This is a genomic window from Apilactobacillus micheneri (assembly GCF_002993975.1).
Classification (GTDB): Bacteria; Bacillota; Bacilli; order Lactobacillales; family Lactobacillaceae; genus Apilactobacillus; species Apilactobacillus micheneri.
In genome coordinates, this window is the sequence record NZ_POSO01000002.1 from 382,998 (window position 1) to 395,902 (window position 12,905).

At 31.6% G+C, this 12,905-nt stretch carries 12 protein-coding genes and 1 rRNA gene; 6 read left to right on the forward strand and 7 right to left on the reverse strand.

Features of this window, described 5'->3' with window-relative positions; genetic code table 11:
- Window positions 1-11 precede the first annotated feature (11 nt).
- The gene (locus C7N41_RS03955; protein WP_105964424.1) at window positions 12-2,162 is read right to left on the reverse strand and encodes a peptide cleavage/export ABC transporter; all 2,151 of its coding nucleotides are present in this window, start codon (window positions 2,160-2,162) and stop codon (window positions 12-14) included.
- 138 nt (window positions 2,163-2,300) lie between these two features.
- On the opposite strand from C7N41_RS03955, the gene C7N41_RS07670 reads away from it, so the two are divergent.
- Together C7N41_RS07670 and C7N41_RS07675 are read left to right on the forward strand one after the other, a co-directional pair.
- Window positions 2,301-2,444: a hypothetical protein gene (locus C7N41_RS07670; protein ID WP_157944966.1), complete on the forward strand. Its 144-nt coding sequence runs from the start codon at window positions 2,301-2,303 to the stop codon at window positions 2,442-2,444.
- A 28-nt stretch (window positions 2,445-2,472) separates the two neighbouring features.
- Window positions 2,473-2,628, forward strand: a complete 156-nt coding sequence (locus C7N41_RS07675; protein WP_157944967.1) for a hypothetical protein — start codon at window positions 2,473-2,475, stop codon at window positions 2,626-2,628.
- Between the two features lie 113 nt (window positions 2,629-2,741).
- Here the strand turns inward: C7N41_RS07675 and C7N41_RS03960 are convergent, their stop codons facing one another.
- The 3 genes from C7N41_RS03960 to C7N41_RS03970 form a co-directional block, all read right to left on the reverse strand.
- Window positions 2,742-3,404, reverse strand: a complete 663-nt coding sequence (locus C7N41_RS03960; RefSeq protein WP_105964425.1) for a DUF975 family protein — start codon at window positions 3,402-3,404, stop codon at window positions 2,742-2,744.
- Between the two features lie 82 nt (window positions 3,405-3,486).
- Window positions 3,487-4,827, reverse strand: coding sequence for a dihydrolipoyl dehydrogenase family protein (locus tag C7N41_RS03965; protein WP_105964426.1), 1,341 nt, complete (start codon window positions 4,825-4,827; stop codon window positions 3,487-3,489).
- Window positions 4,828-4,975: 148 nt separating this feature from the next.
- Window positions 4,976-6,310 (reverse strand): dihydrolipoyl dehydrogenase family protein, encoded by a 1,335-nt coding sequence (locus C7N41_RS03970; protein ID WP_105964427.1) that lies wholly within the window; start codon window positions 6,308-6,310, stop codon window positions 4,976-4,978.
- A 188-nt stretch (window positions 6,311-6,498) separates the two neighbouring features.
- Here C7N41_RS03970 and C7N41_RS03975 point away from each other — a divergent pair, with 188 nt between their 5' ends.
- The 3 genes from C7N41_RS03975 (at window position 6,499) to C7N41_RS03985 (ending at window position 9,639) form a co-directional block, all read left to right on the forward strand.
- Window positions 6,499-7,272 (forward strand): (S)-acetoin forming diacetyl reductase, encoded by a 774-nt coding sequence (locus tag C7N41_RS03975; protein WP_105964428.1) that lies wholly within the window; start codon window positions 6,499-6,501, stop codon window positions 7,270-7,272.
- Between the two features lie 597 nt (window positions 7,273-7,869).
- Window positions 7,870-8,841 (forward strand): AEC family transporter, encoded by a 972-nt coding sequence (locus tag C7N41_RS03980; protein WP_105964429.1) that lies wholly within the window; start codon window positions 7,870-7,872, stop codon window positions 8,839-8,841.
- Window positions 8,842-9,045: 204 nt separating this feature from the next.
- A complete protein-coding gene (locus C7N41_RS03985) occupies window positions 9,046-9,639 on the forward strand; it encodes a L,D-transpeptidase (protein ID WP_225362860.1) in 594 nt (197 codons plus the stop codon).
- 40 nt (window positions 9,640-9,679) lie between these two features.
- Here C7N41_RS03985 and C7N41_RS03990 read toward each other — a convergent pair whose 3' ends face one another.
- From C7N41_RS03990 to C7N41_RS04000, 3 genes are all read right to left on the reverse strand, one after another.
- Window positions 9,680-9,871: a hypothetical protein gene (locus C7N41_RS03990; protein WP_105964431.1), complete on the reverse strand. Its 192-nt coding sequence runs from the start codon at window positions 9,869-9,871 to the stop codon at window positions 9,680-9,682.
- Between the two features lie 16 nt (window positions 9,872-9,887).
- Complete coding sequence (locus C7N41_RS03995; RefSeq protein ID WP_105964432.1) at window positions 9,888-10,421, reverse strand: GNAT family N-acetyltransferase; 534 nt, start codon at window positions 10,419-10,421, stop codon at window positions 9,888-9,890.
- A gap of 146 nt (window positions 10,422-10,567) precedes the next feature.
- Complete coding sequence (locus C7N41_RS04000; RefSeq protein WP_105964433.1) at window positions 10,568-11,746, reverse strand: thiolase family protein; 1,179 nt, start codon at window positions 11,744-11,746, stop codon at window positions 10,568-10,570.
- 566 nt (window positions 11,747-12,312) lie between these two features.
- On the opposite strand from C7N41_RS04000, the gene C7N41_RS04005 reads away from it, so the two are divergent.
- Window positions 12,313-12,905, forward strand: a 16S ribosomal RNA gene (locus C7N41_RS04005); the annotation flags it as partial.

The following is a 12,905-nucleotide window of genomic DNA, read 5'->3' on the forward strand; positions in this document are numbered from 1 at the left end:
TCCAAATCTCCTTATTTATTGAATAGTTCCGCATAAAAATCACTACTTTGTAGTAATTCTTTATGTGAACCTTGATCGACGATTTTACCTTTATCTAATAACACAATTTTGTCTACCTTTTTTGCAATATTTAATCGATGCGCAACAAAAATAATGGTTTTATTAGTTAATGATAAAATATTATTAATAATCTTATCTTCTGTAATTGTATCTAGAGCACTGGTAGATTCATCGAAAATAAGGACTTGTGCAGGAGATAATAAAGCACGAGCAATCGTTAAGCGTTGTTTTTGTCCACCAGATAGAATGGTTCCATTTTCAGATAATTCTGTTTGATATTGTAAGGGTTTATTTTTAATGTCATGATTAATTTCAGCCATTTTACATGCTTTTTTTATATCATTAATTGTGACTTCAGGTCTACATCCCAAAGTTAGGTTTTCTAAAATAGTTCCATTAAATAAATAAGGAGTTTGTGGAATATAGTTGATATAACTTCTGAGAATATGTCGATCAATATTTTCTATTGATTTATTATTTAGTTTAATATTACCTTGTTTTATTGGGTAAAAGCCTGATAATAATTGTGCTAAAGTAGTTTTTCCTGAACCGCTCATACCTACTAATACAACTTTTTGATTCTTTGTTATTTTTAAATTTAAATTGTCTAATACAGGTGATCCATACCCATAATTATAAGTAACATTCTTAAACTCAATATTTCCATTAATACTATTAATGTCTTTAATAGGTCGTTGTTTTTTAAATTCTGATTCAACTAAATATACTTCATTTAAACGATTATTGGCTACACGTGCTGATTGCAATTTAGTTTGTAAATTAATGATATTTTGAATAGGATTAGTGAAATATGATAATAGAGCATTGTAAGTCATTAATTGACCGATACTTAATACGTTATTCATAACTAATCGAGCACCGATCCATAAAATAACCACATTCATGATTAATTGGATGCCTGTTTTTATAGCTTGTTGGGTTAAATCCAGCTTACTATAAGTAAACGATTTCTTTAGATATTTAACAAATTCATGATCAACACGGTTATAGCTATTTTGTTCTGCATTTAATGATTTAATTGTTTCAATCCCATTGATATCCTCAATAATAGAAGAACTTAGTTTAGCATTACTTTCCATGACTTCTTGATTATATTTTTCGAAAGGTTTCACAAAAATATAAATAATAGCTGTATATAATGGAATAAGTAATAACGTTAAGAAGAATAAAGTCATGCTTTGTGCGGCTAATACAACTGCCAATATAACTACAATAAATGTATCTAAGAACATTGATATTATAATATTAGCTAAAGCATCAATAATTTTATTTGAATCGGTAAAACGAGAAACTATTTCTCCAGTTCTTCTTGTAGCGAAAAAAGACATAGGTAACTTAAAAATATGCTTGATGTAGCTTAAAATTACATCGATAGACAGTCTTTGTCCTAGAACCATTAATAAATAATTTTGTCCAAATGATAATATTTGTTGCATTATGTAGGTAAATATTAATCCCATGGAAACAATCGTAATAGTGTTAAAGGCCTGATTCGGAATGAAATTGTCTAGCATTCCCTGTAAGTAGTAAGATCCGGCAATACCAATTATGGTAGTTAATAAGGCAGCAATGACAATATTAATAATCAATTTTTTTTGTTTAAAAAGGATGCTAGTATAGTTCCATAAACTATTCTTATTTTCTTTGACTGGTTGATAGTCAATTTGAGGAGTGAAGAATAAAGCTACTCCAGTCCATTCTTTTTCAAATTGTTCCTTACTTATTTTACGAACTCCATCACTTGGATCAGGATCTGCAATGGTAATATTTTTCTTATTAGCTTTGCAGACAACATAAAAATGATAAAATTCATTGTTCTTTAACACTTGCACTATAAAAGGAAAGTGCACATCTTTCATATCAAATAGAGACATATCAGCTTGAATTGCTTTAGTATCAAATTTTAATTTTTTGGCAGTACGGACCAAACCTAAAGCTGTAGTTCCCTCCATATTGGTTTTAGCCATTTGTCTAAGATGAGCTAAAGAATAATCAGATCCATGTTTTTTTAAGATGGTTGCTAAGGCAGCTACACCACAATCACTTTCATCTATTTGTGGTACATAATATTTTTTAATCATTATCAACACCTACTGTATAATATTTACACAGTAATTATAACTTATATTTTTATTTTAGGGAACACTAAAAAAAAAATTGACATATACTGAAAAATAAACTATAGTAATTTGTGAAATAATAAATAGGAGGTGAGTTTTATGAAAAAATATATTGAAATTTCAGATGATTCATTAGTTAACATCAGTGGTGGTTTTAATAGAACAGCTTACAATGCTGGTAGATATACTAGAAAAGCTTTTAATGTTTTTGCTGAAGGATGGGAATTATATAAGTCTTTGTAATATTTATTTTTTAGGATGGTGATATTTTATGAAAAAATATATTGAAATTCCAGATGATTCATTAGTCAACATAAATGGAGGATTTAAATCTTACACAAGTGCTCAAGTAAGACGTAATTGTAATGGTTATGGTCGAGCTGGATCTGATTTTATAGATTTTGTTCATGGCTTTTTAGATGATTAATCTTCTTTTTCAATTATTTATTTAAAAATATGTACAAAAAAACGAGTAAATAATTTTACCCGCTTCTTTGTACATATTTTATTATATTATTTAAATATAAGCTAATATTTTTGCTAATTAACTATTTTTAAATAATATTTTGTAGTAGTTAAATAGTAATAAGGTCCAACATATATAATAGCTATTCCAAATGTTATTATTACAACAAACCACCATCCAATGAAACTTAGTCTTAGGACAAAATATTCAGCTTTATGTCCATCCATTAGTTGACGACTTTTGGTGATAGCTTCTAGTACGCCAATCGGATTACCACTTTGTGCAGCATCACGATATATATATACTGCCTGTGAATATGAACATGCCTTAATGAATGCAGGGAATAATAGTAAAAATGCCCATAAAGTAATGAAAATAAATGACATTATATATACACCAATCGTTCCCCAGAAAACTCTTTTACTAGATAGAATGTTAAATGATTTAGAAAATCCATTTTCAAAATCACTTTTGTTTCGCCATACATCTAATATATTAAATTGAGCACTGTAAGCGAATATTGCTGATACAATTCCAAAAATACCAGTTGATAAAACTAAATTACTATTATATGTTGTTTGCAATACACCATCGGTCAAAGAAAAAGATTCAGTACCTTGGTTAGTCATGTTTGTTATTATCGCCATAATAAAATATGGTATAAATAAGGTAAAGAAGAATCCAAAATGTTGACTTACCATTTGATTAGCTTCCATTTTTAGTTGTGAACGATCCAATTGAAAACCTCCTCATATTTTTCTTTTATTATACTATATGTAAAAAACTCTTTAAGCAATTTACTTAAAGAGTTTTTATTTTTTATAAGTTTTTCCAAGCTTCATGACCGATTGAAGGGAAAAGATGAACATTTCGTTCAATTTCTTCTTCATTCATACGCATGTTAACTGCGGGAACAAGTGTATCAATTGTATTATCAGCATCATCAGAAATTTCTGTAAAACCGACTAAACGATGTTCTTTATCAAAGACATATGCATTTTCAGCAATTTTAGCTTTAGTGGCTTGTCTAAACCATGTTCCTGCCATATCATGTCTTTCAACTGTATATGCATCACTTTGTTCAGCAGCAGCAACTGAGACACCCATTTGGCTAATTCTTGGAGATGTAAAGACAACTGAAGGAATAGCAGGGAAATCAATAGCCTTATCAGTTTCGCCAGCAAAGAGATGATTTAAATATTGTGATTCAAAGGTAGCAGTAGGGGTTAAATTAGGTTGACCAGTAGCGGCAACATCACCGGAAGCGTAAATGTTATCAACTGAAGTTTGTAAATGATCATTTACAATAACACCTTTTTTATCATCATATTTAACTCCAATTTCTTCTAGTCCCATATTATGAACCATAGGAACACGACCAGATGCATCTAAAATCCATTCTACATTTAGTTCTTTTTTATCACCATAATTTACAACATAATTGTTGCCATCACGATTAAAAGCATGAATATCAGCATTTTGAATGAAATGAATGCCTGATTCTTTCATTTCATTAATTACTTTTTCTACATATGGTTGATAAAAGCCACGTAATGCTTTATCACTATGCATTAGCATTGTGACATCAGCACCAGCTTCATTAGCCATAGTAGCGAATTCCATTGCGATATAACCGGTTCCTACAATGGCCATGGATTTAGGCATTTCATCTAAGTTTAAGAAATCTTTAGAATCATGAGATAATTCTGTATTTTCTACATTCACTCTATGAGGAGTTAAACCAGTTGCGATGACGATTTTATCGGAAGTAACATGTTCACCATTAATTTCTAATGTATGAGCATCAGTAAATTTGGCAAATCCATGAATAACATCCATGCCTAATGACTTCATAGTAGCTTCACGATTTACTTTAATATTATCAATTCCAGTATGTTTATTTTGCATATTAGCATGCCAATTAATCTTGGTATCACCTTCAACAATGCTACTCATGCGATGTTGTTTTTTGGCTAAAGTGATTGGCAAATCTAATGTTATTTTTGCATTACAGCCCCAATTAGGACATGTTCCACCAACTGCATCGGCTTCAACAAAAGCAATCTTAAAACCTTTCTTACATAGCTTTTTGGCGCCATCAAAAGCAGCATGGCCAGAACCAATATAAATTACATCGTAATTATATTTATTATTTTGCATAAATAATCCTCCTCATAATATATGTATCTATCAACACTTAATTTAATATAGTGTTCATGAATACACAAACAAATAGACTTATATAAATAAAAAATTCCAGTTTCCTGGAATTTTTATTTATAGATATGCTTGTTTTAAATTTTAGAGATTAAATACTTTGCCATGCATCGCTTCCGATGGATGGGAATAAGTGAACCAAACGACCAATTTGTTTTTGATCTAGTTTTAGAGCAACGGCAGGTAAGATTGAATCGATAACAGAATCAGCTTGATCAGATACTTCAGTAGCACCTACCAAATGATGTTCTTTATCAAAGACATATGCACGTTTAGCAATTTGTTCTTTGGTAATGGCACGATACCAATCTTTTGTCATATCAGTTTCTTCAACTGTATATTCATCACTGTTCTTAGCTTCATCAACTGAAACACCAACTTCTGCAATCCTTGGAGTTGTGAAGACAACGGATGGAATTACAGGGAAATCAATAGCAGCTGTAGTTTCACCAGAGAATAAACTAGTTAGATATTTTGATTCAAACATAGCAGTAGGGGTCAACTTAGGTTTACCAGTATCAGCAACATCGCCAGATGCATAGATATTATCAACATTTGTTGCTAAATGATCATTAACTTTGATACCATTTTTATCATATTTGATACCTAAGTCTTCTAAGCCCATGTTTTCAACATTGGGAATTCTACCAGTGGCATCTAAAATGTAGTCGGTACGAATATCTTCATCAGCTAGTTGAACAGCGGTTACGCAGTCATCCTTTTGTACAAAATCTTTAATTTTAGCATTTTTTACAAAACGAACACCTTTATTTTCCAATTCTTTCATAACCATATCAACATATTCTTGATTGAATTGACGAAGTGCTTTGTCACCATGCATTAAAACAGTGACTTGAGCATCAGCAGCATTAGCGATAGTTGCAAATTCCATTGCAATATATCCAGCACCGATGATTGTTACATGTTTTGGCATTTCATCTAAGTTTAAGAAATCTTTAGAGTCATGAGCTAATTCTTTACCGCTAACATCTAAACGATTTGGACGTAGTCCAGTGGCAATGACAATTTTATCTGCAGAATAGCTTTTATCACCAACATTTACAGTATGATTATCATTTAATTTAGCAAAACCATGAATTAAATTGATACCAAGTGATGTGATTAATCCACTAATTGCATCAGGTAATCCATCAATTACCTTGTGTTTATTAATCATATTTTCTTTCCAGTTGATTGAAGTATCACCATTAATGATATTTTGTAATCGCTTTTGAGTTTCATTTAATTGAACTGGAATGTCTAAAGCAATTTTAGCGTTACATCCCCAATTAGGACATGTTCCACCAACCTTATCTGCTTCAACGACTGCAATTTTATAACCCTTTTGTGCTAATGGAATAGCACCATCAAATGTACCATGACCAGCACCAATATATAAAACATCATAATCGTATTTATCAGTCATTTATAATCATTCCTAACATTATTAAAGTTATTAATTAATATTTCTAAATTCTAGAATAGCTGGCTTATTATTATAATTCAAATATTTTGTCTTAGATTGTTTAGAGTACGATGAAAATCTTATGTATTTTTAATGTTCATTATGTATTATAATAGTGAATTATATTAATAGAAAAAGGGGATCTTGTTATGGCACAAAAAGTTGCATTTGTTACTGGTAGTGGTCAGGGTATTGGAGAAGCAATTGCTAAAAGATTAGCAAAAGATGGTTTTGCAATCGCTATTGCAAATCGTACTGCAGAAAAAGGTGAAAAAGTAGCCAAAGAAATTAATGCTGATGGTGGAAAGGCAATTTTTGTTCAAGTCGATGTATCAAAACGTGATGAAATGTTTAAAGCGGTTGATGAAACAGTTGAACAGTTAGGTGATTTAAACGTGGTTGTTAACAATGCTGGAGTGGGTCCAACAACTCCAATTGATACAATTACTCCAGATCAATTTGATTTTGTATATAAAACCAATGTTGCTTCAGTAATTTGGGGCACTCAAGCAGCTAAAGAAAAATTTGAAAAATTAGGTCATGGTGGAAAAATTATCAATGCTACTTCTCAAGCTGGGGTAGTGGGTAATCCTAATTTAGCATTATACAGTGGTAGTAAATTTGCTATTCGTGGAATTACTCAATCAACAGCTCGTGACTTAGCTCCATTAGATATCACAGTTAATGCATTTGCCCCAGGAATTGTTAAGACTCCTATGATGATGGATATTGCACATCAAGTTGCTCAAAATGCAGGTAAAGATGATGAATGGGGAATGAGTACTTTCTCCAAAGATATTGCATTAGGTCGTTTGGCTGAATCTGCAGATATTGCTAATGGGGTTGCCTTTTTAGCAGGTAAAGACTCAGATTATATTACTGGACAAACACTTGAATTAGATGGTGGAATGCAATTTCATTAATAATTCCATATTAGACAAAAATAAAAGGACATGCATAAAATGCATGTCCTTTTGTGTGAGATATAATAAAAACAATATTAATAAAAAAGTACTCCAAAAATTAAATCTTCAAAGTACTTTGGTTAGTGAGCTGTGATGCTTCGAACACCATCTTCTCAGCAAAGGACTGAGTGCTTTTACCTTAAGCTAACAGCTCATAATATTGAATTAATTGTCGATTACTAATCAACAATTAATATTAAACCATAATATTAATTTTAATGCAACAAAAATTTGGTATTTTTTCTAAATTTAGATATACTTTGTCTACGAATACATATTTGGGAGGATTTATAATGAGTTTTATTATTTATTTAATTTTATTTGTAATAATTTTATTTTTAGTATCAACATTTACTACTGTTTGGATTCTTCATCGTCAAAATAAAAGACACAAATAGCTTTATAACAACAATATAAATGATCTTTCTATTGACATATAAATTTTATTTATAATGAACTTATTTTTTGACTATATCTTATGCGATGTTTTATAGTTTGTTATCGTTAAATAAATTTAAAAATAAAATTTTATATAATTAATAGGAGGGGTTATAAATGGGTGTATTTTTTACATCAATTCAAAGTGTCCTAGTAGTTGTACTAATCATGATTCTAGGTTATGTATTGCGTAAAACTGGATGGTTTGCTGATACATTTAGTAAGAATATTTCTAAACTAATTAAAAATATTGCGCTACCTGCTTCAATCTTTGTTGCAGTGTTAAATAAATTAACTCGTGATCAGCTAGTTGGTTTTAGTAGTTATTTAATCTGGGGAATTATTTCAGTAGTCATTGGCTATATTATTGCGTTTGCACTTGTTAAAATCATGAAGATCAGAGTGGGTCGTCGTGGAGTATTTATTAATGCCATTGTAAATGCCAATACTATTTTTATTGGATTACCATTGAACTTAGCACTATTTCCTAACTCAATGACTTATTTCTTGGTTTACTACATTATTAATACCGTTTCGACTTGGGCCTTTGGGGTCTTCTTAATTAGTAATGATGATCCTACTAAGAAAGACCAACCAAAAGAACATCACAAGATTAATTGGAAGCAAGTTCTTCCAATGCCACTTGTTGGATTCTTAATCGCTTTGATTTTCTTATTGTTAAATATTCCAGTATTAAAAGTACCATTTATTTCACAAACATTATCATATGTAGGAAGTTTAGTAACACCATTATCACTTATTTACATTGGAATTGTTTTAGCTGATGCTGGATTAAAGAGCATCTCATTTGATCGTGATACAGTTGTAGCCTTAATTGGTCGTTTCATTTTAGCACCAGTTGTAATGATTGGAATCTTAGTTTTAGCTATGCACGGTGGAGTCTCATTACCATCAATGTTTAACCAAACGATGATTGTTCAATCTGCTACTCCAATGCTAGCTGTATTGCCTATCCTAGCTGCTGAAGCTCATGGTGACGTTAAATATGCTACCAATATTGTTACTACATCAACTATTTTATTCATTGTTGTTATTCCTATTTTAATGACAATTGTTCAATACATTTAGTTAATAAAGAGTTGTCAATTAATTGGCAGCTCTTTTTTGTTGGATTGACAATGTTTGTGGGGTAGAATAAACTTTTAGTTAAGCTTAATTTGCATACGAAGAAGGAATTTATATGTTTGAAAAATTATGTTATGTATTAATCGCAATCGCTATTATTATTACAATTGCAGTTTATATTATTTGTTATTAAAAAGAGGTAATATTTTGAAATTATTAAATAAAAAGAAAATTGCATTAATTTTGTCTTGTTTTTTAACTACTCTTATTTTAATTTCTTGTGGAAAAGCAACAGCTAAAAATAATATAAAAAAGGGTCATTTTAATATTGATGAACGAGTTGAAGCCAAGTTACAAAAGATTGATTGGCGAAAACCTTCTGAAAAGATCCCTTATCCTAATATGAATCCAAAAAAGAAGAATTGGTTATTGGTTTCTAGCGAACATCAACGTGTTTATGTAATGACCCCTAAAAATAAGCTTCTATATACAATGTATTGTTCTACTGGCAGTGGCAATAGTGCAACTCCTAAGGGTACTTATCATATTCAAGCTGAACGTGGCAATCATTTTTACAATGCTAGTTCAGGAGAAGGTGCTAATTATTGGACTTCTTGGAAAGATCATGGAATTTACTTGTTCCATAGTGTTCCCGTTGATAAAAATGGTAAGTATTTAATGAAGGATGCTCATGAATTGGGTAAAAAGGCTAATTCACATGGTTGCATTCGTTTATCAGTACCAGATGCTAAATGGATTAATCAACATGTTCCGTTTGGAACCAAAGTTGTCATTAAATAAAAAATGTCGATACGATTTATTCGTACCGACATTTTTTGTTTTAAGGTAAAGTAATAACAATGGCTAAAATCAAGATCATTATAATAGCTATAATTAAAATTGGAATTATATTTTTAGTAAGCAGTTTACGTTGCTTGTAATATAAAAATCCAAGTAATAAAAGCATGGCAATCACTCCGATTGCATACATAACGATTAATTTGATTTGAACTGAGAAATCACTAGCCATCATATTTTAGCCACCTTTATTATTTAATTAGTAATTGGTATGCATATCTAGCAGTCCAAGGGTGACCATTTTCACGCATGTGAATAATCCCACGTTTTTCAAAACCATTAGATGTGATTACATGTTGCATTGCCATATTTTCGGGATGAGTATCGATTCTTACATCTTTAAATCCTAAGACAGTGGAAACTGTAATTAAACCGCTCACTAGTTTTTGTGAAAGATGTTGTCCACGGAATTTATTTGAAATTGCTACACGATGAATTGCTGCATAATGAGCTTCAGAACCATTTACCCATTCACCATCTTCAATTTTTAAGTAATTAGGATCAATTCCTTGATGGATAGTTGCGGTTCCAGCAATATTACCATCAGTTACTAGTACATAATTGATTCCGTCTGCAATATCTTTTTTCAAGTCATCATCAGCAGGGTAACCATGTTGCCATTGGTCAATTCCTTGTTCACCTAAATATGCAATAGCTGAATGGATAATGTCCAAAATTTCTGGTAAATCCTTTTCTATTGATTTTCTTAAGTATGTTGCGGGCATTTTAACACTTCCTTTTGGATTAATTATTAATTTATAAAAACCATAACTTAAGAGTATATATATAATCGCTGTTAAATGCAACGAATAAAAAAACTCTCATATAATATAGGATACAACAAATCGATATTTGTTCCACGTGATTTGTTTTATAATAATGTAATTTTCATTGCCATTCCCATGCCACCACCAATACAAATAGTAGCTAAACCATTTTTCTTATTAGTACGTTTTAAGTTATATATTAACGTTCCAATAATTCTAGCTCCTGAATCACCAAGAGGATGTCCCATTGAAATAGCACCACCAGAAATGTTCAATTTGTTTTTATCGATATTGTAATTTTTGGCCACTGCTAATACTTGTGCTGCAAATGCTTCATTAAGTTCTACTAAATCAATGTCATCCATACTAATGTTCATTTTAGTGAATAATTTTTTAGTAGCATCATATGGTGCATAACCCATGTAATCTGGATCACATCCAGTTTCTGCGTAATCATCAATTACAGCTAAGGGTTTAATGCCTCTTTTTTCGGCTTCGGATGCACTCATTAAAACAAGTGCAGATGCACCGTCATTTAAACTAGCTGCGTTCCCAGCAGTGACAGATCCTTCTTGGGTAAATGCAGGCTTTAATTTTCCTAAAGCTTCCATATTAGTATCTGGTCTAACTGTTTCATCATCTTTAAATATGAAGCTACCTTTACGACTCTTTATCTCAATAGGAACAATTTCCTCCTTAAGATAATCATTTTTCTGAGCATTTAAAGCACGCATATGTGATTCATATGCCCATTTATCTTGTTCTGCTCTAGTAACATTATATTTTTTAGCTACATTTTCTGCAGTCATTCCCATTGGTTGTTTGTTAAAAGCATCCATTAAAGCATCATTATATATAGAATCAATTAATGAAACATTGCCAAACTTCTTGCCTTTTCTCATGTTCATGTTTAAGAAGGGAGCATTGGACATGCTTTCGACGCCACCAGCAACAACTATGTTTGCATCACCCATAGCAATGGCTGCTTGGGCATTACGCACAGCTTTTAATCCAGAGCCACAAACTTGATTAACAGTGTTGGCTGTACTTGAGTAGGGGATGCCAGAGTTTATTTCGATTTGTCTGGAAATATTTTGACCAGCCCCAGCTTGTAGAACATTACCAAAGATAACTTGATCGACATTATCATTGTTTATTTTTGCTTGTTTGATTGCTTCTTTAGTTACAATTGTTCCCAATTCAACTGATGAAAAATTTTTAAGCTCACCATTTATTTTCCCAATTGGGGTTCTCTTCGCTGCTACAATAACTACTTTTTCCAATATACTTTTCTCCTTTTAAGTAATTTATTTTTCATTATAAAGGTTATGATTTGTTTTTTGTTGAAGTTTAATCATTTTTTAAATTTATTGTTGACGTTGATATTAATTATTGATATTATTATTCCTGTTGTCGTTTTTGATAACGGTAGCAAAAAAATAATTATAAAAAGTTGTTGACGTTGTTTTACAGCTTTGGTATTATTGTAATTGTCGTTGAAAAAGACAAGTTAGTTATTGAAAAATAATTATAAAAAGTTATTGACTTTCACTTGTTAAAATGGCATAATAATTAATGTTGCGTTGTTGATATGACAAAGAGCAACAAATTAATTCAAAAATTTAATTATAAAAAGTTGTTGACATTAAGTTGATAACCTGATATAATTAAAGAGCTGCTTATTGAAAGCAGCTAACTGATAAGTAGATCTTTGAAAACTGAACAAGATTGATAATCGATGATGTGTAAGGATTCTTATGATTTATATCATAAGAAATTAAACATTGCGAAGTCAATTCGCTTATAAAAAACAATTAATTTGATGAGCTAGTTAAAAGCTTTTCATCTATAAGATGAGAGTTTGATCCTGGCTCAGGACGAACGCTGGCGGCGTGCCTAATACATGCAAGTCGAACGAGTCCTCCCAATTTGATTTTATGCTTGCATAAATGATTTTTGGATTCGGGACGAGTGGCGAACTGGTGAGTAACACGTGGGTAACCTGCCTRAAGYAGGGGATAACATTTGGAAACAGATGCTAATACCGTATAATTAGTTGGAACCACATGGTTCCAACTTGAAAGATGGCTCTGCTATCACTTTAGGATGGACCGCGGCGTATTAGCTAGTTGGTGAGATAAAAGCTCACCAAGGCGATGATACGTAGCCGACCTGAGAGGGTAATCGGCCACATTGGGACTGAGACACGGCCCAGACTCCTACGGGAGGCAGCAGTAGGGAATCTTCCACAATGGACGAAAGTCTGATGGAGCAACGCCGCGTGAGTGAAGAAGGGTTTCGGCTCGTAAAACTCTGTTGTTAAAGAAGAACAAGTGTAAGAGTAACTGTTTACGCTTTGACGGTATTTAACCAGAAAGCCACGGCTAACTACGTGCCAGCAGCCGCGTAATACGTAGGTGGCAAGCGTTGTCCGGATTTATT